General features: G+C 53.8%; 21 protein-coding genes and 3 pseudogenes. 14 read left to right on the top strand and 10 right to left on the bottom strand.

The window, feature by feature from the left end; genetic code table 11:
• The first annotated feature begins 189 nt into the window (after positions 1-189).
• A complete protein-coding gene (locus J7445_RS09560) occupies positions 190-1197 on the top strand; it encodes an IS5 family transposase (protein WP_209282936.1) in 1008 nt (335 codons plus the stop codon).
• Between the two features lie 585 nt (positions 1198-1782).
• Positions 1783-2907 carry a trimeric porin PorB gene (gene porB / locus J7445_RS09555; RefSeq protein WP_019271623.1) on the top strand — a complete coding sequence of 375 codons (1125 nt, stop codon included), beginning with the start codon at positions 1783-1785 and terminating at the stop codon, positions 2905-2907.
• Between the two features lie 561 nt (positions 2908-3468).
• Here porB and J7445_RS09550 read toward each other — a convergent pair.
• From J7445_RS09550 to J7445_RS09530, 5 genes are all read right to left on the bottom strand, one after another.
• The gene (locus J7445_RS09550; protein WP_070655806.1) at positions 3469-3912 is read right to left on the bottom strand and encodes an RpiB/LacA/LacB family sugar-phosphate isomerase; all 444 of its coding nucleotides are present in this window, start codon (positions 3910-3912) and stop codon (positions 3469-3471) included.
• Between the two features lie 404 nt (positions 3913-4316).
• The gene (gene gyrB / locus J7445_RS09545) at positions 4317-6707 is read right to left on the bottom strand and encodes a DNA topoisomerase (ATP-hydrolyzing) subunit B (protein WP_070655803.1); all 2391 of its coding nucleotides are present in this window, start codon (positions 6705-6707) and stop codon (positions 4317-4319) included.
• Between the two features lie 218 nt (positions 6708-6925).
• A complete protein-coding gene (locus tag J7445_RS09540) occupies positions 6926-8326 on the bottom strand; it encodes an L-serine ammonia-lyase (RefSeq protein WP_070655801.1) in 1401 nt (466 codons plus the stop codon).
• Between the two features lie 25 nt (positions 8327-8351).
• Positions 8352-9251: a tyrosine recombinase XerC gene (gene xerC, locus J7445_RS09535; RefSeq protein WP_070655799.1), complete on the bottom strand. Its 900-nt coding sequence runs from the start codon at positions 9249-9251 to the stop codon at positions 8352-8354.
• A 2-nt stretch (positions 9252-9253) separates the two neighbouring features.
• A complete protein-coding gene (locus tag J7445_RS09530) occupies positions 9254-9610 on the bottom strand; it encodes an acyl-CoA thioesterase (protein WP_244969477.1) in 357 nt (118 codons plus the stop codon).
• Here J7445_RS09530 and J7445_RS12290 point away from each other — a divergent pair.
• Both J7445_RS12290 and fba read left to right on the top strand, forming a co-directional pair.
• The gene (locus tag J7445_RS12290) at positions 9593-9736 is read left to right on the top strand and encodes a hypothetical protein (RefSeq protein WP_244969476.1); all 144 of its coding nucleotides are present in this window, start codon (positions 9593-9595) and stop codon (positions 9734-9736) included. The genes J7445_RS09530 and J7445_RS12290 overlap by 18 nt on opposite strands.
• A gap of 157 nt (positions 9737-9893) precedes the next feature.
• Positions 9894-10958, top strand: coding sequence for a class II fructose-bisphosphate aldolase (fba, locus tag J7445_RS09525; RefSeq protein ID WP_070655795.1), 1065 nt, complete (start codon positions 9894-9896; stop codon positions 10956-10958).
• A gap of 694 nt (positions 10959-11652) precedes the next feature.
• Here the strand turns inward: fba and J7445_RS09520 are convergent.
• Together J7445_RS09520 and gluQRS are read right to left on the bottom strand one after the other, a co-directional pair.
• On the bottom strand, positions 11653-12381 hold the full coding sequence (locus J7445_RS09520; protein ID WP_003742813.1) for a LytR/AlgR family response regulator transcription factor: 729 nt from the start codon (positions 12379-12381) through the stop codon (positions 11653-11655).
• A gap of 186 nt (positions 12382-12567) precedes the next feature.
• Positions 12568-13473, bottom strand: coding sequence for a tRNA glutamyl-Q(34) synthetase GluQRS (gluQRS, locus tag J7445_RS09515; RefSeq protein WP_003742814.1), 906 nt, complete (start codon positions 13471-13473; stop codon positions 12568-12570).
• Positions 13474-13664: 191 nt separating this feature from the next.
• On the opposite strand from gluQRS, the gene tsaB reads away from it, so the two are divergent.
• From tsaB to J7445_RS09500, 3 genes are read left to right on the top strand one after another with little or no spacing between them, the layout of a single operon-like run.
• Entirely contained in the window at positions 13665-14342 is a 678-nt protein-coding gene (tsaB, locus tag J7445_RS09510; protein WP_070539301.1) for a tRNA (adenosine(37)-N6)-threonylcarbamoyltransferase complex dimerization subunit type 1 TsaB, read from the top strand.
• A complete protein-coding gene (gene rimI, locus J7445_RS09505; protein ID WP_070539299.1) occupies positions 14339-14782 on the top strand; it encodes a ribosomal protein S18-alanine N-acetyltransferase in 444 nt (147 codons plus the stop codon). Before tsaB ends, rimI begins: the two co-directional genes overlap by 4 nt.
• Positions 14776-15615: a uracil-DNA glycosylase family protein gene (locus J7445_RS09500; protein WP_070655793.1), complete on the top strand. Its 840-nt coding sequence runs from the start codon at positions 14776-14778 to the stop codon at positions 15613-15615. Before rimI ends, J7445_RS09500 begins: the two co-directional genes overlap by 7 nt.
• 706 nt (positions 15616-16321) lie before the next feature.
• On the opposite strand, the gene argJ is transcribed toward J7445_RS09500, so the two are convergent.
• The 3 genes from argJ to J7445_RS09485 form a co-directional block, all read right to left on the bottom strand.
• Positions 16322-17542, bottom strand: a complete 1221-nt coding sequence (gene argJ, locus J7445_RS09495; protein ID WP_209283023.1) for a bifunctional glutamate N-acetyltransferase/amino-acid acetyltransferase ArgJ — start codon at positions 17540-17542, stop codon at positions 16322-16324.
• A gap of 81 nt (positions 17543-17623) precedes the next feature.
• Entirely contained in the window at positions 17624-18325 is a 702-nt protein-coding gene (locus J7445_RS09490; RefSeq protein ID WP_049227463.1) for an LrgB family protein, read from the bottom strand.
• Complete coding sequence (locus J7445_RS09485) at positions 18325-18669, bottom strand: CidA/LrgA family protein (RefSeq protein ID WP_209283022.1); 345 nt, start codon at positions 18667-18669, stop codon at positions 18325-18327. Before J7445_RS09485 ends, J7445_RS09490 begins: the two co-directional genes overlap by 1 nt.
• Positions 18670-18881: 212 nt before the next feature.
• Between J7445_RS09485 and J7445_RS09480 the strand changes: the two genes are divergently transcribed.
• From J7445_RS09480 to J7445_RS09455, 7 genes and pseudogenes are all read left to right on the top strand, one after another.
• Positions 18882-19370 carry a group II truncated hemoglobin gene (locus tag J7445_RS09480; RefSeq protein WP_070655784.1) on the top strand — a complete coding sequence of 163 codons (489 nt, stop codon included), beginning with the start codon at positions 18882-18884 and terminating at the stop codon, positions 19368-19370.
• A 244-nt stretch (positions 19371-19614) separates the two neighbouring features.
• Positions 19615-19722: pseudogene (locus tag J7445_RS12605) on the top strand (IS5/IS1182 family transposase); the annotation flags it as partial.
• 7 nt (positions 19723-19729) lie between these two features.
• Positions 19730-20761, top strand: a complete 1032-nt coding sequence (locus J7445_RS09475; RefSeq protein ID WP_209283021.1) for an SEL1-like repeat protein — start codon at positions 19730-19732, stop codon at positions 20759-20761.
• A gap of 43 nt (positions 20762-20804) precedes the next feature.
• Entirely contained in the window at positions 20805-22142 is a 1338-nt protein-coding gene (gene murD / locus J7445_RS09470) for a UDP-N-acetylmuramoyl-L-alanine--D-glutamate ligase (RefSeq protein WP_209283020.1), read from the top strand.
• 230 nt (positions 22143-22372) lie between these two features.
• Positions 22373-22570 (top strand): annotated as a pseudogene (locus J7445_RS09465) (amidase); the annotation flags it as partial.
• A gap of 62 nt (positions 22571-22632) precedes the next feature.
• A pseudogene (locus tag J7445_RS09460) lies at positions 22633-23533 on the top strand (IS5 family transposase).
• 100 nt (positions 23534-23633) lie between these two features.
• A complete protein-coding gene (locus tag J7445_RS09455; RefSeq protein ID WP_209283381.1) occupies positions 23634-23798 on the top strand; it encodes a hypothetical protein in 165 nt (54 codons plus the stop codon).
• The last annotated feature ends 236 nt before the right edge of the window (positions 23799-24034 follow it).

The following is a 24034-nucleotide window of genomic DNA, read 5'->3' as shown; positions in this document are numbered from 1 at the left end:
TCAGGAATGATGTTTGAAATATCCTGTCTTTATTTTCATACACTATAAAAAGTCGTTTGAAATCTATACGCATTCTTTTCAGACGACCTTTGCTCTTTTCGATAAACCAACCCGCAGATAAAGCCTGAGACCTTTGCAAAATTCCCCAAAATCCCCTAAATTCCCATCAAGACATTTAGGGGATTTTCCATGAGCACCTTCTTCCAGCAAACCGCACAAGCCATGATTGCCAAACACATCGACCGCTTCCCACTATTGAAGTTGGATCAGGTGATTGATTGGCAGCCGATCGAGCAGTACCTGAATCGTCAAAGAACCCGTTACGTCCGAGACCACCGCGGCCGTCCCGCCTATTCCCTGTTGTCCATGTTCAAAGCCGTCCTGCTCGGACAATGGCACAGCCTCTCCGATCCCGAACTCGAACACAGCCTCATCACCCGCATCGATTTCAACCTGTTTTGCCGTTTTGACGAGTTGAGCATCCCCGATTACAGCACCTTATGCCGCTACCGCAACTGGCTGGCGCAAGACGACACCCTGTCCGAATTGCTGGAACTGATTAACCGCCAACTGACCGCAAAAGGCCTAAAAATAGAGAAAGCATCCGCCGCCGTCATTGACGCCACCATTATTCAAACCGCCGGCAGCAAACAGCGTCAGGCCATAGAAGTTGACGAGGAAGGACAAGTCAGCAGCCAAACCACACCGAGTAAAGATAAAGATGCTCGTTGGACAAAGAAAAACGGTTTATACAGACTCGGTTACAAACAACATACCCGTACCGATGAGGAAGGCTATATCGAGAAACTGCACATCACCCCCGCCAATACCCATGAGTGCAACCACCTGTCGCCTTTGCTGGAAGGTATAGCCGAAGGTACGACCGTCTATGCCGACAAAGGCTACGACAGTGCGGAAAACCGGCAACATCTGAAAGAGCGCCAGTTGCTGGACGGCATTATGCGCAAAGCCCACCGCAACCGTCCGCTGACGGAAGCGCAAACCAAACGTAACCGATATTTGTCGAAGACCCGTTATGTGGTGGAACAAAGCTTCGGTACGCTGCACCGTAAATTCCGCTACGCCCGGGCAGCCTATTTCGGGCTGATTAAAGTGAGTGCGCAAAGCCATCTGAAGGCGATGTGTTTGAACCTGTTGAAAGCAGCTAACAGGCTAAGTGTGCCTGTTGCCGCCTAAAAGGCGGTCCGGATGCCTGATTATCGGGTATCCGGGGAGGATTAAGGGGGTATTTGGGTAAAATCAGGCGCAATTAGGGGCGAAAACAGCCGAAAACCTGTGTTTGGGTTCCGGCTGTCGGGGGAAGGGCTTTTTTGCAAAGGTCTCAGCCTGTACTACGGAGCTGGAATGACAGCTCCTGCAGATCGGGAGATATTTATGCCCGGCAAACCCTATCAGGGTAAATGCATGCATGAATACCCGAACGATGTTTCCAGTTTCCTCGCTTGCCTGAATTAGCCAAAAAGCAACAGCCGGTCCTAAAAAACTACCGTTCGGGAAATCTGTGTTGTAAAAATGCAAACAATAGGTGATTTGTTATTACTATATGATTTATAAAGAAAATGTTTTGAATTTTATGTTGTTGGCAGGGTGGTATGGCGTAAGGGGGCAAGAAGGGAAAGTGAATAAAGTTTGTTTTTTTAGAAAGGAACAATTATAGTGAGAGTCATGGAATCGCTGATTCCAGCGATAATGTAAAGCCTAAGCGGACTCTGTCCGGGTCTGCTTAAGTTATTTCTTCACGATAGAAAAAGGAATACAGCAATGAAAAAATCTCTGATTGCTCTGACTTTGGCAGCTTTGCCTGTTGCAGCTATGGCTGATGTGACTCTGTACGGTCAAGTTAAAGCCGGTGTTGAAATTTCTCGCATCAAAGCAGGCTCTGGTGTGACTGATAATGGTCGTTCTTCTACTACTAAAACTGCAACTGAAATCGCTGACCTCGGTTCTCGTATCGGTTTCAAAGGTCATGAACACCTGAGCAACAACCTGAACGCTATTTGGCAAGTAGAACAAAATACTTCTGTTGCTGGTACTGACAGCGGCTGGGGTACTCGTGAATCCTTCATCGGTTTGGAAGGTGGCTTCGGTAAAATTCGTGCTGGTAAACTCAACACTACTCTGAAAGACAGCACCGACAGCATCGATCCATGGGAATCCAGCGATGCTAATGCACATGTATTGTCATTGGGTACTTTGGAACGTGTAGATGAGCGTAAAGTGTCTGTTCGCTACGACTCCCCTGTGTTCTCAGGCTTTAGCGCAAGCGTTCAATACCAACCTCGCGATAACGCCAACTCTAGCGACAAATATACTCATGCTGCGAAAAGCCGTGAAGCATACTACGCTGGTTTGAACTATGAAAATTCCGGTTTCTTTGGTCGCTATGCTGGTAAATTTGCAAAACATGATGTAATTACAGCTAACGAATATGATGTTGCTGTTGATAAAGTTGCTGATGCTGCTTCTACTTTGAAAGTTGGCGATACTTTGGCTACTGTTAAAGATCATCAAGTTCATCGTTTAGTAGCTGGTTACGACGCGAACAATGTTTTATTTGCTGTTGCTGGTCAATATGATGCATCAAAAAATGGTGATGTAAGTGATGCTAACTACGGTAAGAAAAACGAGCAAACCCAAGTTGCTGTAACTGGTGGCTACCGTATGGGCAACGTAATGCCTCGTGTTTCTTACGCTCACGGCTTCAAAGCTAAAGAAGATGGCGAGAAACAAGCTAACAGTCAATACAACCAAGTTATCGTTGGTGCTGACTACGACTTCTCTAAACGTACTTCTGCTTTGATTTCTGCTGGTTGGTTGAAACAAGGTAAAGGCGTTAACAAAGTTGAATCTACTGCTGGTTTGGTTGGTCTGCGCCACAAATTCTAATCTGATACGGTTAGTTTAAAAAAGAGCCTGCTTTATGCAGGCTCTTTTTGTATCCTTGGATAAAATGCGGGGGGATACGTAGTATGCTGGTTGTAGGTCGGTTCGCATTTTTCCCCGACAAGCTGCTCTGTCTATACCATTATTTCTGATTCTTTCGGCGCAGAAATGGCTGGTGTGAATATCCTGTTTTATTTTAATCCGTTAAATAAAAGGTTGTCTGAATCCCTGTGTACGGCAGGCTTTTCAGACGACCGTTTTTTTTGGATAGAACTTAATCCGTGGGCTTTGGCCGCGAAATATGGCAGGTCAAAACAAGAGGGCTGCAATTTCGTCATTCACGCGCAGGCGGTAATCTAGAAATTTGAAGTTGCGGCATCCTTGAAATCTTCCCAAAATGCCGAGGCCGTCATTCCCGCCTGTGCGGGAATGACGGCGGTAGGGAGATTTCAGGCGACCTTACCTCAAAAATAATCTGCGGGTAAAGCTCATGCTGCGATGGGCCATCTTCATACAAGCGGGGCGGGAATGGAGAGTCTAGACTAACCTTTTGCAAAAACCGTACTACTTACCGCATTCGTAGGCTTCGATTTCGCCGACTTTCGGTGCGTATCCGCTATCCGTGTTGTGGCGCAAATTCAGCCAAATGTCCACCAATGCCCAGGCAGCGGGGGCGGCGATGACGTTTTGTCCCATGCACAATACCTGTGCATCGTAGTTTTCTACCGAGCCGCGCAATGTGATTAAATCATGCGCCGTTGCTGCCCGTATGCCGCGGACTTTATTGGCGGCAATCGCCGTACCGACTCCCGTGCCGCAAATTAAAATAGCGCGGTCGGCTCTCCCTGCCGCTACCTCCTGCGCCGCAGCAAATGAAAGCTGCGGATAGGTGCTATCCGGTGAGGATAAATCGGTTAGGCTGTCAACTCGCGGATCGTTTTGCAAATGCGCCTTGAGCGCGTTTTTTAATGTTGTCCCGTTGGCGGGAGCGGCGATAATCAAACGCATGGCTTACTCCTTGATGGTTGGAAGGTAAGGGTTTCCTTTGCGAATTTACCGTAATTTATGATATTGCAACAGGGTTTGTTTTTGTTGGGGGTGTCGGGCAGGAATTTTCGGCTTACGGGTGGAGCAGGGCGGGTTGGTAAACCCGACAAGGCATTGGGGCGAAAAGAATTCGTTGGGTCTTGATTTGCCCCTACGGTATTGCAGCCAAACCTGATTGAAGGTCATCTGAAATGCTTATTGCCGTTATTTCTTGTCCGCACAGGGAATGACGGCAGGTGTCGTATCAAAAAATAAATGAATCTGCCGTATTTGTTTTATCTGTCTTGGTTCCCACCAATCAAAAAAGGTCGTCTGAAAACCGGAAATCCCCATTTTCAAACGACCTTTTCATGTTTCAGCCCCTATCAAGCGTCAATATTTTGCGCAATAAGGGCGTTGTTTTCGATGAAGGCGCGGCGCGGTTCGACTTCGTCGCCCATCAGGGTAACGAACACTTCGTCGGCGGCGATGGCGTCTTCGATGCGCACTTTCAACAGACGGCGCACGGCGGGATCCATCGTGGTTTCCCAAAGCTGCTCCGGGTTCATCTCGCCCAAACCTTTGTATCGCTGGATGGACATGCCTTTTTGGGCGTTTTGGAGCAGGATGTTCAACGCGGTTTCAAAGCTGTCCACGTCGTACTCGCTCTCGCCTTTGTAGAGCTTGGCGCCCTCGCCAACCAAGCCTTTGAGCGCGGCGGCGGTTTGGGTGAGGGTTTGGTAGGCTTTGCTGTTGAGGAACTTGGGTTCGATGTAGCTGATCATGACGTTGCCGTGCAGCTTGCGGGTGATTTTGATGAAGCGGTTGCCTTCGTGTCCTTCGATGCGTTCAAGGGCGACTTCTTTTTCGTCGAGCAAGCCGGAAAGTTCGGCAACGGCTTTATCGGCGTTTTCAGACGACGTCAAATCAATGGGCGAAGCGTGCAGCATGGCACGTAGGACGAGTTCGTCCACGAAGCGGCTTTCCTGTTCGATGACGGTTTTCGCCAACAGGAATTGTTTGGCGGTATCGGCAAGTTCTGCGCCTTCGATGGTGCGGCCGTCTGAAACGATTTTGGCTTTTTCCAAGGCAAGGCCGAGCAGCCATTGGTCTTTTTCCAGTTCGTCTTTGAGGTAACGCTCCTGCTTGCCGTATTTGGCTTTGTAGAGCGGCGGCTGGGCGATGTAGATGTAGCCGCGTTCGACCAGTTCGGGCATTTGGCGGTAGAAGAAGGTCAGGAGCAGGGTGCGGATGTGCGCGCCGTCCACGTCGGCATCGGTCATGATGATGATGCGGTGGTAACGCAGTTTTTCGGGGTTGAACTCTTCTTTGCCGATGCCTGCGCCCAGCGCGGTAATCAGGGTGGCGACCTCTTGGCTGGCGAGCATTTTTTCAAAACGGGCTTTTTCGACGTTCAAAATTTTGCCTTTGAGCGGCAAAATGGCTTGGAATTTACGGTCGCGGCCTTGTTTGGCGGAACCGCCTGCGGAATCACCCTCGACCAGATAAAGCTCTGACAAGGCAGGGTCTTTTTCTTGGCAGTCGGCGAGCTTGCCGGGCAGTCCCAAGCCGTCCATCACGCCTTTGCGGCGGGTGATTTCGCGGGCTTTGCGGGCGGCTTCGCGCGCGCGGGCGGCATCGACGATTTTGCCGGTGATGATTTTGGCTTCGTTCGGATTTTCTTCGAGGAAGTCGGTCAGGGCTTGGTTGATGACTTCGTTGACGACGGGGCCGATTTCGCTGGAAACCAGTTTGTCTTTGGTTTGTGATGAGAATTTGGGGTCGGGCAGTTTGACGGACAACACGCAGGTCAAACCTTCGCGCATATCGTCGCCTGCGGTTTCAACTTTGGCTTTTTTGGCGACTTCGTTGGCTTCGATGTAGCTGTTGATGGTGCGCGTCATCACTTGGCGCAACGCGGTCAGGTGCGTACCGCCGTCGCGCTGAGGGATGTTGTTGGTGAAGCACTGCACGCTTTCCTGATAGCTGTCGTTCCATTGCATCGCGCATTCGACGCTCATGCCGTCTTTCTCGCCGAACGCGTAGAAGATTTTTTCGTGCAACGGCGTTTTTTTGCGGTTCATGTATTGCACGAACCCAGCCACGCCGCCGGAAAGGGCGAAGCTTTCGTGTTTGCCGTCGCGCTCGTCAATCAATTCGATGTCCACGCCGTTGTTCAGGAAGGAAAGTTCGCGGATGCGTTTGGCGAGGATGTCGAAGCTGTATTCGACGTTGCCGAAGGTTTCCGCGCTGGCGAGGAAGCGCACGGTCGTACCTTTTTTGTCGGAATCGCCGACAACTTTCAACGGCTCTTCGGTTTCGCCGCGCACGAAGCGGACGAAGTGTTCTTTGCCGTCGCGGTAGATGGTCAGCGTTACCCAGTCGGACAGCGCGTTGACGACGGACACGCCCACGCCGTGCAGACCGCCGGAGATTTTGTAGCTGTTGTTGTCGAACTTGCCGCCCGCGTGCAATACGGTCATGATGACTTCGGCGGCGGAGCGTCCTTCTTTCGGGTGGATGCCGGTGGGCATACCGCGCCCATTGTCTGCCACGCTGACGGAATTGTCGGCATGGATGGTTACGGTGATTTTGTCGCAATGTCCCGCCAGTGCTTCGTCGATGGCGTTGTCCAATACTTCGAACACCATGTGGTGCAGGCCGCTGCCGTCCTGCGTGTCGCCGATATACATACCGGGGCGTTTGCGTACCGCTTCCAAGCCTTCCAGCACTTGTATGCTGTCGGCGCCGTATTCTTCGTGTTTTTGGTCAGTCATGGTCTTTATCTGTAAGATTTTTTAAAAGAATTTCTGCTGAGGTCGTCTGAACGACAGTTGAACGCGCCACCCGGACGGTCAAGCTGTCCGACGGACGGAAATAGACCGTTATTATACCTGATTTTGCTGGAAAATTCAGCGTTTCGGGTGGGCGGAAAGGTCGTCTGAAACCTGTTTGTACTCGGTTTCAGACGACCTTTTTCATATTTTTTCCGTTTTCAACATTCCACAACGCGGACGGATACGGGGACGGCTTTTTTCTGTAGGGTGATGGCGAGTCCGGCAAGCGAGGTTTCTTTGTAGGTGGACTTCATGTCGCGCCCTGTTTGCAGCATGGTTTGGATGACTTCGTCGAGTGAGACTTTTTTGTCCGTGCCGTCTTCCAGCAGGGCGAGGGTGCCGAGTTTGAGGGCTTTTTCAGCGGCGATGCCGTTGCGTTCGATGCAGGGGATTTGCACCAGTCCGCCGACAGGGTCGCAGGTCAGCCCCAAATGGTGTTCCATCGCCATTTCGGCGGCGTTTTCGACTTGTTTGGGTGTGCCGCCGATGACTTCGGCGTATGCGCCCGCCGCCATGGAGCAGGCGACGCCGACTTCGCCTTGGCAGCCGACGTCTGCGCCGGAGATGGAGGCGTTGGTTTTGTAGAGGATGCCGATGGCGCCTGCGGTGAGCAGGAAATTTTCGACGCGCTTTTGTGTGGCGTGCGGGTTGAACTTGCGGAAGTAGTGCAGGACGGCGGGGATGATGCCGGCGGCGCCGTTGGTCGGGGCGGTCACGACGCGTCCGCCGGCGGCGTTTTCTTCGTTGACCGCCATGGCGTAAACCATGGGCCAAAGCTGGGTGTTGACGATTTCGGTTTCGCGCAGGGCTTTGAGTTTGGCGGCGAGCTGCGGAGCGCGGCGGCGGACGTTCAAGCCGCCGGGCAGTTCGCCGTCTGCCGCCAGCCCGCGTTTGATGCAGCCTTCCATAACGTCGGCAACGCCGGCGACGCGGCGGCGGATTTCGGCTTCGCTGCAACCGGCAAGCGCGGCTTCGTTTGCCAACACGGCTTCGGAAATGTCGAGCTGGTTCATGCGGCATTGGGCGAGCAGTTCGGCGCAGCTGGTGTAGGGGTAGGGGACTGGGCGCGTTTGTTCGGCTTGTTTGTCAAACTCTTGATCGGTAACGATAAAACCGCCGCCGACGGAGTAGTAAATTTGTTCTTTGAGCTTGCCGCCGTCTTTGCCGTAGGCGCTGAAATTCAGTCCGTTCGGGTGTTTGGGCAACACTTGATCGCCGCGTATGTTCAGGTCGCGGTCGGGAATGAAGCTGATTTCGCGTCCGTTGAGGCGGAGGATGTGTTGCGTGCGGATGCGTTCGAGACGGTCGGGGATGTCGGCGAGGGGGATGTCGTGCGGCAGGCTGCCTTCCAAGCCGAGCAGGAGGGCGTCGAATGTGCCGTGTCCGCGCCCTGTCAGTGCCAACGAGCCGTAAATGTCGATGACGATGCGCTCGGTTTGCACGTCCAGTCCTGATTGCTTGAGGTCGTCTGAAAAGGCGGCGGCGGCTTTCATGGGGCCGACGGTGTGGGAGCTGGAAGGGCCGATGCCGATTTTGAAAATGTCGAAAATGCTGATCATGATGTTTTCCGTTGATTTTATTGAATTACTTCTTCCGTTTCGCCCGCGGATGCCCCTCGTCGTAAACCTTTGCCAGATGGTCGAAATCCAGCTTGGTGTAAATCTGCGTGGTCGAGAGGTTGCTGTGTCCCAACAGCTCTTGCACGGCGCGGATGTCGCGCGAGGATTGCAAAAGGTGGCTGGCGTAGCTGTGGCGCATCATGTGCGGGGAAATATGTTGTTCGCTGCCCTGCTGCACCGCCCATGCCTGAAGGCGTTTTTGGATTTGCCGCTGTCCGAGCCGCGTGCCGTTTTTGCCGGTAAAGAGCGCGGTTTCGCCGTTTGCCGCGACGCGTTCGGACAGATAAGCGCGCAAGGCCTCGACGCTTTTGCCCGATAACGGGACTTGCCGCTCTTTCCTGCCTTTACCAGTCACGCTTACCCAGCCTTCGTCCAGCAACACATCGCCCAAATCCAATCCGTGTATCTCGCTCAGGCGCAGGCCGCTGCCGTACATCAGTTCAAACAGGGCATGGTCGCGCACCGCCAAACTGTCGTCGGCGGGCGAACTGTCGAGCATATGGTTCAACTCTTCCTGCGGCAGGGCTTTGGGCAGGCGTTCGGGCAGGCGCGGGGCTTTCAGGTTGAAGGTCGGGTCGTTGTCCATCATGCCCGACTGTACGAGCCAGCCGCAATATTGCCGCCACGCCGATAATTTGCGCGCCAGCGTCCGTTCGCTCAAGCCTTGTTGCGACAGCCGTTTCAACGCCGTCACAAAATCGCGCCGTTTCAAATCCTGCGCCGTTTCAGACGACCCCTCCGTCAAAAGCCGCACGAGTTCGGTCAAATCCCGCCCGTAGGCAGACAGCGTGTGCGCCGACTTGCCCTGCTGCCCCAGCATTTTCAAATAGCCGTCCAAAGACAGTCCGAAATCGCGCGCCAACATTTTCAGACGACCTCCAACACGGTTTTCAAAGCTTCCGGCAATCGGCACACTTTTTGACGCGCATAATCGAAACACACCATGCCCGTGCGCGCCCGCGCCAGCACCTTGCCGTCCGCGATGCGCGTCAGGCGGAACAACAATGCAAACCCGCCCTTGCCGATGTCCTCGACGCCCATTTCCGCCGACAATTCATCGCCGTACAAACCTTGTGCCAAATATTGCACCGCCGCGTCCGCCATAATCAGCCCCGCGCCGCCCGCGTCCGTTTCGTTCCAGCCCAAACCCGCCAGCCAGCGCATCCGCACCTCATGGCACAAGCGCAAAACGGCATCGTTCGCCAGATGACCGCCGTAATTCACATCGCCCACCTGCACGCACAAGGTCGTCTGAAACAACACCGCATCCACATCCGACACTGCAAACTTACCCATAACACACCTCCCGCCGCCGTTTCAGACGACCCCGAAAACAAACCGTTATTATAAACCATGTCAGACAAATGCCGACCGCACCGCTTGCCCGCCGCAGCCACAAAAAATCTCATTAACATATAAAGCCAGTGTAGCCCCGTGTAGTCTTTTAATAAGAAAAACATTATAATTTCCCACATCACCATCCCGCTACTTCACCAAGGAGATTTAAATGGCACTCGTATCCATGCGCCAACTGCTCGACCATGCCGCCGAAAACAGCTACGGCCTGCCCGCATTCAACGTCAACAACCTCGAACAAATGCGCGCCATCATGGAAGCCGCAGACCAAGTCAACGCTCCCGTTATCGTTCAAGCATCCGCCGGCGCGCGCAAATATGCAGGCGCGCCGTTTTTACGCCACCTGATTCTGGCGGCAGTCGAAGAATTCCCGCACATCCCCGTCGTCATGCACCAAGACCACGGCGCATCGCCCGACGTGTGCCAACGCTCCATCCAACTGGGCTTCTCCTCCGTCATGATGGACGGCTCGCTGATGGAAGACGGCAAAACCCCGTCCACCTACGAATACAACGTCGATGTCACCCGTACCGTCGTTAACTTCTCCCACGCCTGCGGCGTATCCGTCGAAGGCGAAATCGGCGTATTGGGCAACCTCGAAACCGGCGAAGCAGGCGAAGAAGACGGCGTAGGCGCAGTCGGCAAACTGACCCACGACCAAATGCTGACCAGCGTTGAAGATGCCGTGCGCTTCGTCAAAGACACCGGCGTGGACGCGCTCGCTATCGCCGTCGGCACCAGCCACGGCGCGTACAAATTTACCCGTCCGCCCACCGGCGACGTATTGCGCATCGACCGCATCAAAGAAATCCACCAAGCCCTGCCCAACACCCACATCGTCATGCACGGCTCCAGCTCCGTTCCTCAAGAATGGCTGAAAGTCATCAACGAATACGGCGGCAAAATCGGTGAAACCTACGGCGTACCCGTAGAAGAAATCGTCGAAGGCATCAAACACGGCGTGCGCAAAGTCAACATCGACACCGACCTGCGCCTCGCCTCTACCGGCGCCATCCGCCGCTTCATGGCAGAAAACCCGTCCGAATTCGACCCGCGCAAATACCTGAGCAAAACCGTCGAAGCCATGAAACAAATCTGTCTCGACCGCTACCTTGCATTCGGTTGCGAAGGTCAGGCAGGCAAAATCAAACCCGTCTCCCTTGAGAAAATGGCAACCCGCTACGCCAAAGGCGAGCTAAACCAAATCACCAAATAAACAACGGGACAATCAAACGGGCGGCAATCCAATCCGCCCGTTTTATTTTGAAGGGTATGGGTTAAGTTCAAACCCACACGGCGTTGCACTGCCCGTCCTGATTTAAACTTAATCCGCCAGTTTTCCAAACAAGATATAGTGGATTAAGTTTAAATCAGGACAAGGCGACGAAGCCGCAGACAGTACAGATAGTACGGAACCGATTCACTTGGTGCTTCAGCACCTTAGAGAATCGTTCTCTTTGAGCTAAGGCGAGGCAACGCCGTACTGGTTGAAAGTTAATCCACTATAAAAGGTCGTCTGAAAACGGCTTCAGGTTCAACACAACCTGCGGCGTTTGTTTTCAGACGACCTTTTTTGCCGTCACGGCGACTTTGCCGCCTTCCCCGCTAGCGTGCGATTCGATGACGGGTTGCGATTATTTGCCGTCAAGTCCTAAAGGGTGATCTGCCAAAGCCGTCATTCCCGTGCAGGCGGGAATCTTGAAATGTAAAGTTGCAGCCGCCTTGAAATATTTTCGAAATGCCGAGATTTAGATTCCCGCCTGAGCAGGTATGACGGTCGGCAAATGTCCTGTTTTCATTTTGGCTTACGATTTTTTTTACTTTAATGAATGCACCTGATGAACAGCAGGTTGAACCTGAAAAACAAAACCCTGCGCATGAAAGGCAGGGTTCGGGGGTTATCGGCAAATCTACACCTTGCTTTTGAGGATTTTGCGGATGGCGGAAAGCTGGCGGCGGCTGACGGGCAGGGGCTTGGGGATATCCAATATCTGCGCACCCCAGGCAGAATCGCTGTCGTCATCGTCGTCCAGCCGTATCAGGTAGTCTAAGGTGTGGCGGAAGGCGAGGGCGTTGCGGTGGAGGCGTATGATTTTTTCGCCCAACAATTCTTCCCAATAGACCAGGGTTTTGGGCAGTTCGTAGCTTTGTCTGTCGCCGGTAACCAGATAGACGGTTTTGTGCTCCGCCATCAGATAACGCGCCTGCTGCCATGGGATTTCGATCATGCGGTCGCGGCTGAAGACTTGGAAATGGGTAAAGTCGTCGGCTTTTTCGCGGTATTTTTCGCTGACCCGGTCCAATGCCGCTTGTAGGCGGGTTGAGCGGATGGGTTTGAGCAGATAGTCGGCTGCCGCCAGTTCGAAGGCGCGCAAGGCGTGTTCTTCGTAGGCGGTGGTGAAGATAATTTCGGGCTGGCGTTTGGCGACGCGTTTGATGCGTTCGACCAGCTCGAGTCCGGTAATTTCGGGCAGCCCGATGTCGGCAAATACGATATCGACTTCGTGCATACTCAACCAGTCCAAAGCGGGTTGTGCGTGGTGGAATACGTTGAGAATCACGACGTTGCACTCTTCGAGCAAGATGCGCAGGCGTTCTGCAGCGAGCACTTCGTCTTCAACAATAATGACACTTAACATAATGATTTTCTTTTGTTATTTTTAAGTTTTTGACAGTCGGGTGAAAAGTCGGCACAAATAGCCGTCTTCCCGTTATGCATTTGGTTACGGCGATTATAGTAAATATGAAGTATTAATGTGCAGGTTATGTAAAAAAATAATTACATTCGAATAATATCTCGAGTAATTTGTTGCAATCTCGCCAATCTACTCCGTAACTATATCATGTATTGGTATTTTATGCGGCTGCCAGTGTTCTATCGCCCAAGATAAAAGCGCCTGCGGGCGGGAAACTTCGGGTGCGGGCGGAAGGTTGAGGTATTGCAGGACTTGGCGGAGTAATTGTTCTTTATGGTTTTCGTCCAAGGCGGGGGCAAGCGTCTGCTTCGACCATTTCTGCCCGTGTTTGTTGACCAAAAGCGGGAGGTGGGCGTAATGCGGGGTAGCGAAGCCGAGGCTGCGTTGCAGGTAGATTTGGCGCGGGGTGGAAACGAGCAGGTCTTGCCCGCGTACGATGTGTGTAATGCCTTGGTCGGCATCGTCAGCAACGACGGCAAGCTGGTACGCCCAAAATCCGTCGGCGCGCAAGAGGACGAAGTCGCCGATGTCGCGGGCGAGGTTTTGGGCGTAATGTCCGACGATACCGTCGTCAAATCCGATGGTTTCGTCATTGACGCGGATGCGCCATGCGGGTGGTTTGTCGGTGTGGGGGCGGTCTTCGGGGCGGCGGCAGCGTCCGTTGTAAACGAATCCGTCGGCACCTTGGGCGGCGGCCGCCTGCCAGTCTTTGCGGCTGCAATAACAGGGATAGAGCAGGCCTTTTTCTTTCAGACGACCCAAGGCGTCCCTGTACAGCGAATGGCGGAGGCTCTGCCAAACGACTTCGCCGTCCCATTCGAAACCGAAGGCTTCAAGCGTGTGCAGGATATGCGCGGCGGCACCGGGCATTTCGCGCGGCGGGTCGAGGTCTTCCATACGGACCAGCCATTTGCCCCGGTTTGCGCGCGCATCGGCGTAGGATGCAAGCGCGGTCAGCAGCGAGCCGATGTGGAGCAGGCCGGTGGGGCTGGGGGCGAAGCGTCCGATATAGTCGGTTGGTAGGGGTGCCGTCATGGTTTTGGGATTGGGGCGGGTTGTTGGAAATCGGTTTGGGCGGGACTTGCCGTGTGCGTTTTAACTGCGTTGCGGCAGGGTTTTCAGACGACCTTTGGGGATAGGTCGTCTGAAAACGGGCAAACTATACCAAGCAACTGCTTCTGCGGGCAATGTTATAATGCCGTTTCAACACATTACGGACAGATTCCATGCTCATCGATACTTCACGTCCCATTCTTGCCGTCGATACCGGTACGTCTTTTCTCTCACTCGCTTTGCGTGCGGACGGCGAGGTGCGCCTGTATCATGAAAACGTCGGTACGCGCCAGTCAGAACTCATCCTGCCGCAGATTCGCGTGTTGTTCGAACAGGCGGACATAGGCGCGTCGGATTTGGGCGGCATCGTTTATGCGCAAGGACCGGGCGCGTTCACCGGATTGCGTATCGGGGCGGGTGTCGTGCAGGGTTTGGCAACCCCTTTCGACACGCCTGTTGTCGGCGTGCCGAGTTTGGATGCGGCGGCTTATCTGGTTCCCGACTGCCCTTGCGTATTGGCGGCGACCGATGCGCGTATGGGCGAAGTGTTTTATGCGTGGTTTGACACGCAATCCCATATGCGTTTGGGCGATTATCATGTCGGCAAGGCTTCGGAAATCGTTTTGCCGAAAGGACAAACCTTCGGAGCGGGTGTGGGCAACGCCTTTGCCTTGGCTGACAAACCGCCTTTCGACGGCATACCGTCCATGCCGACTGCCGCCGATTTTCTCGAGCTGGCACTGAGCGGGCGTTATCCTGCGGCAGACGCCGCACATGCCGAATTGTTATACGTCCGCGACAAGATCGCCCTGACGGCAAAAGAGCAGGCGGAAAGGAAGGCGAAACCATGAACATCCGTCGGGCAAACTCTGATGACTGTGCCGCCCTGACCGCAATCGATGCGGCGGGCAATCCCTCGCCTTGGTCGGAGCGGCAGTTTCTCGAAGCGGTAGAAAATCCTGCCGATACCGTTTGCGTCTGCGAACGCGGAGGCGAAATCTGCGGTTTTGCCGTCTGGCGCGAAATCTGCGGCGAGTCCGAGTTGCACCTGATTGCCGCCGCCCCGGCGTGCCGCCGACAAGGCATCGCCTCAAAACTTTTGGCATATTGGTTTCAGACGGCCTCAAGCCAAGGCGTATCTCGCCTGTTGTTGGAAGTTCGCGCAGGCAATGCCGCCGCCATCGGCCTCTACCGCAAATACGGTTTTATCGAAACAGGCCTGCGGAAAAATTATTATCCCCTGCCCGAGGGCGGATATGAAGACGCAATTTTGATGGAAAAACCATGTTAAGCAGCCGTTACCTCCATTTGCACGAAGCCTTGGGACTGGGGCCGATGTGGCTCAAGCGCGGGGCAAAAACCATTCCCGCTGCTTTGACCGCTCCCAAAACCGGTATGCCCAAACCCGCGGCAGCGTCGGTTCAGACGACCATCCCCCGTCAGGAACGCACCCTGTCGGCAGGGGCGCATCAGGCGCGTCTGTCGGCAATGGCAGCCGTACACGGCGGAAACCAACAGGACGTACCCGAGCGCGAAATGCCATCCCCGCAAACCGCGGCTGTCGAAGCAGCCCGTCAGTCCGAGGCAAAACCCAAGCAGGAAACGCCTGCGGACAAACAAACCCGCAGCATCCAAAACACGGCAGATTTGCCTGCCGCTCCGCACCATTCAGACGACCTCCCGCGCCTGTCCGCCACAGTCAAAACTGCGCACCTGATGGTGGTCAGCATCTGCCCTTCGACCGAAGACACGCTGCACGGCGAATTGTTCCACGGCGAAACCGGCGTCCTGCTGGACAATATGCTCGCCGCCATCCGACTCAGCCCGGAGCAGGCGCACAAAACCAGTTGGGTGAAAGCCGCCCCTGTGTTCAGCCCGCATCCCTCGGAAGCGCAAATCCATGCCGAATTGCCTGCACTGAAGCATGAATTGGAATCGTCCCAAGCCCGTGCGGTATTGTTTTTAGGTCAGATTTTCGAACAGAAAGAAATGATGGCGGTCATGGACGAATTGTGTGGCGGCATACCGTATTTCACCATCCCGCACCCCGCCCGCCTGCTGCGCCAACCGCGCCTGAAGGCATATGCCTGGCAGGTGTTGAAGAAAGCGGCGGCTGTGTTGTAGGGTTGATTGGAACAAAGGTCGTCTGAAACTTGGGAATAGGGTTTCAGACGACCTTTTTGCATTTTTTCAGCGGAGACGTTTTGCGGACGGCACACGCGCCGAGATGATGGTAAAGATTACATTCCGTCATTCCCGCGCAGGCGGGAATCCACTGGAAATCCTATGCAACGGGTGTTTGCAAAACAGCCGGCCGTAGCGTGGGCTTTGTCCACAGACAGGGTTTGATGACGCGCAGGTGTAAAGATAACCGCGTTATTTACATCACAAAAGGTCGTCTGAAAATCTAGTCTTTACGGACGATAGCGAAAATATAGAGCCTGCTCTAAAGAGTATTTTTCGCTATCTTTATTCGTGGGCAAAGCCCACGCTACGTTGTAAGTCTGAGATCAAATGTTTGTATAGTGGATTAAATTTAAACTAGTACGGCGTTGCCTCGCCTTGCAGTACTATTTGTACTGTCTGCGGCTTCGTCACCTTGTCTTGATTTTTGTTAATCCACTATAAAACGGTTGCTGAAATTCAAAAATGGATTCCCGCCTGCGCGGGAATGACGGCATGGAGGATTTTTGTTTAATTGATGGGCTGTTTTTGTGGGAAAAGCCCGCATTACAGTTTGAAAAACAAACAGCCGTAGCGTGGGCTTTGCCCACGGATTGTTTTCGGAAAAACAAAGGTCGTCTGAAAACCCAAAACTTACAATCTGTCCTTACGAACGGTAGTCTGCGTTGATGGAGACGTAGTCGTGCGACAGATCGCAGGTATAGACGGTGGCGGCGGCTTGTCCGCGGTGGAGTTTGATGCGGACGGTGATTTCGTCTTTAGCCATTACTGCCTGCCCTTGTTCTTCGGTGTAGCTTGCGGCGCGGCCGCCGTTTTCGGCAACCAGTACGTCGTCCAGATACATTTCGACGGTGTCGGTGTCCAAATCGGCGATGCCTGCGTAGCCGATGGCGGCGAGCAGTCTGCCGAGGTTGGGGTCGGAGGCGAAGAAGGCGGTTTTGACCAGCGGCGAGTGGGCGACGGCGTAGGCGACTTGGCGGGCTTCGTCGCGGGTTTTGGCGTTTTCGACGCGGACGGTGATGAATTTGGTCGCGCCTTCGCCGTCGCGGACGATGGCTTGGGCGAGTTCGAGAGCGAGGCTGCCGAGCAGGTCTTTGAGCTGTTTGTAGCGCGGGTCGGCGATGTTGTCGATTTCGCTTTGGCTGTTTTTGCCGGTGGCGATGATGACGAAGCTGTCGTTGGTGCTGGTGTCGCCGTCAACGGTGATGGTGTTGAAGGTTTCGTCGGCGATTTCTTGGGTCATCAGTTGGAGGATGGGTTGGGAAACTTTGGCATCGGTGGCGATGAAGGAGAGCATGGTCGCCATGTTGGGATGGATCATGCCGGAGCCTTTGGCGATGCCGGTGGCGCGGACGGTGTGTTTTTCGCCGACGCTGCCTTCGCGCGAGGCGGATTTTGGCACGGTGTCGGTGGTCATGATGGCGCGTGCGGCATCCGCCCAGTCGGCGGGCTGCATTTTGGGCAGGGCGGCGACGATTTTGCCGACGGGCAGGGGCTCGAGGATGACGCCTGTGGAGAAGGGAAGGACTTGGGAGGGTTTGCAGCCGGTTTGTTCGGCGGTGGCGGCGCAGGTTTCGATGGCGTCGATTCTGCCTTGCGCGCCTGTGCCGGCGTTGGCGTTGCCGGTGTTGATGATGATGGCGCGTACGCCGTCTTCGTCGAAGAGGTGTGATTTGGCGATGTGGACGGTGGCGGCGCAGAAGCGGTTGGTAGTAAAGACGGCACCGACGGTGTTGCCGCCGGAAAGTACCATCAGGGTGAGGTCGGCGCGGTCAGTTTGTTTGATGCCTGCGCGGGCGGTGAAGAGTTGGATGCCGTCGATGTTCAGTAGTTGGTCTGCGGTTTTTTCTGTAAGGTTGACTGCCATTTTGCTGCTCCTTTGTTTGGGGTTGTTTTTGATTTGGTTTTCAGACGACCTTTTGGTTCATCGGGGTCGTCTGAAAAGTGTTCAGAATCCTAATACGGGGATGATAATCGGGGCGATGGCGGCGGTCAGCACGCCGTTGAGGGTCAGCCCCAGCCCTGCGTATGCCGCCATGCGCCGGCTGCGCTCGAGTGAGGCGGCGATGCCCATGGCGTGTGAGGCGGTGCCGAGCGACATGCCGACAGACGAGGGCATGACGACTGTGTTTTTAAGTACGGTATAACCGGCGATCTGCCCGACCAGCCCGGCGACAATGACGGTGGCGGCGGTGATGGCGGGGATGCCGCCTATGGTGCGGGTGATTTCGATGGCGATGGGGTTGGTCACGGATTTGGCGGCGAGCGAGAGGACGACTTCGCGCTCCGCGCCCAGCCATTTGGCGAAATACATGCCTGTGATGATGCCGGTCACGCTGCCGGCGAGCTGCGAGACGATGACGGGCAGCCACTGGCTGAAGATTTTTTGACGGTTTTGGTAGAGCGGGACGGCGAGCGCGACGACGGCGGGCTTGAGCCAGAAGTCGATAAACTGCGCGGCATCGTGGTACACGGCGTAATCGATGTCGAGGATTTTGAGGTAGGCAATCAGGGTAACGGTACTGATTAAGACGGGGTTGAGCAGCAGATAGCCCGTCCGCGCGCGGAGGATGAGTGCCAGCGCGTAAACTGCCAGCGTCAGGAAAAGCAGGACGCTGGGCTGTTGCCACAGGGAAAGGATGCCGTCCATCAGATTTTCTCCCGTATCCATTGATGCACTTTGCCCGTAACCAACAGGACGCACACGGTACTGGCGGCGGCGGAGACGAGTATCGACAGCCAACTGTCGGCAATCAAATCCAAATAGCTGATGACGGCGACACAAGGCGGCACAAGGAAAAGCGTCAGGTTTGCCATCAGCGCGTCGGTAAGCTGCTGCAACCACTCGGCTTTCACCCACTCCGCCTGAAGCATGGCAAACAGAATGCCCATGCCGATGATGCTGCCGGGCAATTTGATGCCCGTAAGGTAGGCGGCGGTTTCGCCGAGTGCGAGGCAGCCGAGCAGGACGAGCAAGGCGCGTATGGTGTGCATGGGTCGGGTTTCCTCTATGGTTTGCCGCTTTGCAGACGGGCGGTTTATGAATCTTTGTTAATAATTGAATCATAACGCCCTTGGGGTCGTCTGAAAACCCGTTTGCCGGTTTGATTTTGCCCAGGCCGCGTTTTCAGACGATCTCGTGCATGACGCAGGCGGCCCGGTCTATTAAAATCACCGTTTCAGACGACCTTTAAAGAAAGAACACTATGTATCACGCATTCGGCGGTGCGGCAGGCGTACGCAACCTGACCGACCGCTTTTACGACTTGATGGAACTCGAGCCGCAATACCGCGCCCTGCGCCAGATGCACGGCGAAGACATGACGCTGATTCGCGAAAAACTCTACGAATTTTTCAGCGGCTGGCTCGGCGGCCCGCCCTTGTTCGAGCAGAAATACGGCCATCCCATGCTGCGCGCGCGGCACATGCCCTTTGCCGTGAATATGCAGGTGCGCGACGAATGGGTCGCCTGCTTCGCCCAAGCCATGAACGAACTGGAAATCAGCAAAGACCTCGCCGAGCCCGTCCTTATCCGAATTTTTGCGATGGCGGACTGGATGCGCAACCAAAACGAAGAAGGCGTAGACCCGCCCATGCCGCCGATGGCGGTCGATCCCGCAATCCGCATTCCCGAGCTGAAAAACGTCTTAAAGCAATACGGCGTGGACGGTTATTTCCCAACCTTCCCGGCTTGAGGTCGTCTGAAAAAAGCGAATCCCTTCCCGTTTTTCCTGTTTGATAAAAGGGCTGCTGCTGTAAAGTTGCAGCCGTTGCACTCAATCAATGGCGGAGAATCCCAATAACGATATTTCTGCCGGTAACAGTCAGGCAAAGTGGCAAAATAGCATTTTAAATGCAGTCAGGATAGAATTACGACATTTTCAGACGACCTCGGCCGTCGTCTGAAAATGTCGTGATTTTTTATGAAACATATAGTGGATTAACAAAAATCAGGACAAGGCGACGAAGCCGCAGACAGTACAAATAGTACGGCAATGCGAGGCAATGCCGTACTGGTTTAAATTTAATCCACTATACATCAGGGAAGTTTGAAATGAATACATGGTTGAAAAAAATGATGGTTGCTTTGCTGGCTTTGGGCATAGGGCAAGCAACTTGGGCTGATAATGTGCCGGATTTTAAGGAAACGTTTCAAGTTGCGAAGCAAGGAAATGCTAAAGCCCAATATAATTTGGGTGGGATGTACTACAATGGGAAAGGAGTTCGTAAGGACTATGCACAGGCAGTGCAGTGGTATCGCAAGGCGGCAGAACAAGGGCATACTAAAGCCCAATTTAATTTGGGTTTGATGTACAACAACGGGCAAGGAGTCCGTCAAAACGATGCACAGGCTGTGCATTGGTATCGCAAGGCGGCAGAACAAGGGAATGCTAAAGCCCAATATAATTTGGGTGTGATGTATGAAAAAGGACAAGGTGTCCGCAAAGACTATGTTGAAGCGGTCAGATGGTATCGCAAGGCGGCAGAACAAGGGATTGCAGAAGCCCAATTTAATTTAGGTTTGATGTATTACAACGGACAGGGAGTCCGTCAAGACTATGTACAGATAGTGAAGTGGTTTCGCAAGGCTGCAGAACAAGGGATCGCACAAGCCCAATTTAATTTAGGTGTGATATACGACAATGGGCAAGGAGTTCGTAAGGACTATACACAGGCAGTGCAGTGGTATCGCAAGGCTGCAGAACAAGGGTTTGCACAAGCCCAATTTAATTTGGGTGTGATGTACGAGAATGGGCGAGGAGTTCGTCAGGACTATATACAGGCAGTGCAGTGGTATCGCAAGGCGGCAGAACAAGGGATCGCACAAGCCCAATATAATTTGGGTTTGATATACAACAATGGGCAAGGAGTTCGTCAGGACTATATACAGGCAGTGCAGTGGTATCGCAAGGCGGCAGAACAAGGGATTGCAGAAGCCCAATTTAATTTGGGTGTGAAGTATGCCAATGGGCAAGGAGTTCGTCAGAACTATAAGATTGCCAAAGAGTGGTTTGGTAAGGCTTGTGATAATGGATTCCAAACAGGTTGTGATGCTTATAGAAAATTGAATCAGGCAGGATATTGAATTTTTCTAAATGCCGTCTGAAAAAACTTAGGACAAAACCACAATGACTTTCCAAAACAAAAAAATCCTCGTCGCCGGACTTGGCGGCACGGGTATTTCCATGATTGCCTATCTGCGCAAAAACGGCGCGGAGGTTGCCGCTTATGATGCGGAGCTGAAACCGGAGCGCGTGTCGCAAATCGGCAAGATGTTTGACGGGCTGGTGTTTTACACGGGTCGTCTGAAAGATGCGTTGGACAACGGGTTCGATATTCTGGCGCTCAGTCCTGGCATCAGCGAGCGTCAGCCGGATATCGAGGCGTTCAAACAAAACGGCGGGCGCGTGTTGGGCGACATTGAATTGCTGGCGGACATTGTGAACCGCCGCGGCGACAAGGTGATTGCGATTACCGGCAGCAACGGTAAAACCACGGTAACGAGCCTGGTCGGCTATCTTTGCATCAAGTGCGGGCTGGATACCGTTATCGCGGGCAATATCGGCACGCCGGTTTTGGAGGCGGAATTGCAGCGCGAAGGCAAAAAGGCGGACGTGTGGGTGTTGGAGCTTTCCAGCTTCCAACTGGAAAACACCGAAAGCCTGCGCCCGACTGCGGCGACGGTGCTGAACATTTCCGAAGACCATCTCGACCGCTACGACGACTTGCTCGACTATGCGCATACCAAAGCCAAGATTTTCCGTGGCGATGGTGTGCAGGTTTTGAATTCAGACGACGTGTTCTGCCGCGCCATGAAGCGCGCCGGGCGCGAGGTGAAATGGTTTTCGTTGGAACACGAAGCCGATTTTTGGCTGGAACGCGAGACGGGTCGTCTGAAACAAGGCGATGAAGATTTGATTGCCACGCAAGACATCCCGCTGCAAGGCTTGCACAACGCTGCCAACGTCATGGCTGCCGTCGCCTTGTGCGAAGCCGTCGGTTTGCCGCGCGAAGCATTGCTCGAACACGTCAAAACCTTCCAAGGCCTGCCGCACCGAGTGGAAAAAATCGGCGAGAAAAACGGCGTGGTGTTTATCGACGACAGCAAAGGCACGAACGTCGGCGCGACCGCCGCCGCGATTGCCGGTTTGCAAAATCCGCTCTTCGTCATTTTGGGCGGCATGGGCAAAGGGCAGGACTTCACGCCCCTGCGCGACGCACTTGCCGGCAAGGCAAAAGGTGTGTTCCTAATCGGCGTCGATGCGCCGCAAATCCACCGTGATTTGGACGGCTGCGGTTTGAATATGACTGACTGTGCTACTTTGGAAGAAGCGGTGCAGACGGCATACGCCCAAGCCGAAGCGGGCGATATTGTGCTGCTCAGTCCCGCCTGCGCGAGCTTTGATATGTTCAAAGGCTATGCGCACCGTTCGGAAGTGTTTATTGAAGCGTTTAAGGCTTTGTGAGGCCGTCTGAAACATGAAAAGAGGGTTGGTTTTACCGTAAACCTTGTGCGCCATTGCCTCAAAGGTCGTCTGAAAACGTTAAGGCGGTTTCAGACGACCTTTTTGCATCAACGGCAAACTTGTTCTTTTCCTTTATCCGGTGTTACTGTTTCTTAAAAATTGCCTATGCGGGCGAACGGCGAGGCGGCGGGCAGCTATGCCTGACAGACAAAACGTGTGTTTATCAATCCGAGCTGATGCCGCCGCCCGCCGCACAAAAAGCCATGCGCCTGCTGTTTGGCACGCTGCGTTTGGGTTTTCTTTTGAAAAACAACCCGTTTTTAGAAAAAGAAGCCGCCGCCGCGCTGCAATACGTCGGCTATACATCGCCGCTGAACATGAGCGGCAACCCAGCCATGAGCGTGCCGCTTTACCGGCATCACGGGCTGAGACCTTTGCAAAATTCCCCCAAATCCCCTAAATTCCCACCAAGACATTTAGGGGATTTCTCATGAGCACCTTCTTCCGGCAAACCGCACAAGCCATGATTGCCAAACACATCGACCGCTTCCCACTATTGAAGTTGGATCAAGTGATTGATTGGCAACCGATCGAACAGTACCTGAACCGTCAAAGAACCAGTTACCTTCGAGACCACCGCGGCCGTCCCGCCTATCCACTGCTATCCATGTTCAAAGCCGTCCTACTCGGACAATGGCACAGCCTCTCCGATCCCGAACTCGAACACAGCCTTATCACCCGCATCGATTTCAACCTGTTTTGCCGTTTTGACGAACTGAGCATCCCCGATTACAGCACCTTATGCCGCTACCGCAACTGGCTGGCGCAAGACAACACCCTGTCCGAATTGCTGGAACTGATTAACCGCCAACTGACCGAAAAAGGCCTAAAAGTAGAGAAAGCATCCGCCGCCGTCATTGACGCCACCATTATTCAGACCGCCGGCAGCAAACAGCGTCAGGCCATAGAAGTTGATGAGGAAGGACAAGTCAGCGGTCAAACCACACCGAACCCCCGCCAATACCCATGAGTGCAACCACCTGTCGCCTTTGCTGGAAGGGATAGCCGAAGGTACGACCGTCTATGCCGACAAAGGCTACGACAGTGCGGAAAACCGGCAACATCTGAAAGAGCATCAGTTGCTGGACGGCATTATGCGCAAAGCCCAACGCAACTGCCCGCTAACAGAAGCGCAAACCAAACGTAACCGCTATTTGTCGAAGACCCGTTATGTGGTCGAACAAAGCTTCGGTACGCTGCACCGTAAATTCCGCTACGCCCGGGCAGCCTATTTTGGTCTGGTTAAAGTGAGTGCGCAAAGCCATCTGAAGGCGATGTGTTTGAACCTGTTGAAAGCGGCTAACAGGCTAAGTGTGCCTGTTTGCGCCTAAAAGGCGGCCCGGATGCCTGATAATCAGGTATCCGGGCAGGATTAAGGGGGGGATTTGGGTAAAATCAGGCGTAATTAGGGGCGAAAACAGCCGAAAACCTGTGTTTGGGTTTCGGCTGTCGGGGGAAGGGCTTTTTTGCAAAGGTCTCGGGCTGCCCGTCGGCACCCAGTTCGCCGCCGCACACGGACGCGAAGACACGCTGCTTAGCCTCGCCGCGCAGTTGGAACAGATACAGCCGTGGGTGGAAATACCGCAGGTGGTTTAGGGTTTGCATTTGATAAAAAGCGGTCTGTTTGATCGAAGAAAAGATTCATAAAAGGTCGTCTGAAAACATAAAAACGTTTTCAGACGACCTTTTATCGGTATCAAAGAGCAGGGTAGGGCGCAAAGAACGCCGGAATCCGACTGTCTTTAAAGAATCTGAATTGTTGCTTTGGCAAGAAACCTTTAGAATGACGTTTTTCTGATTTTCGATATTTTCAGACGACCCGTATATCCAAA

Origin of the sequence: Neisseria sicca (assembly GCF_017753665.1) — a bacterium.
Taxonomy (GTDB): domain Bacteria; phylum Pseudomonadota; class Gammaproteobacteria; order Burkholderiales; family Neisseriaceae; genus Neisseria; species Neisseria flava.
The sequence above is the reverse complement of the archived record's forward strand: the minus strand, read 5'-3'. Positions and strand labels throughout refer to the sequence as shown.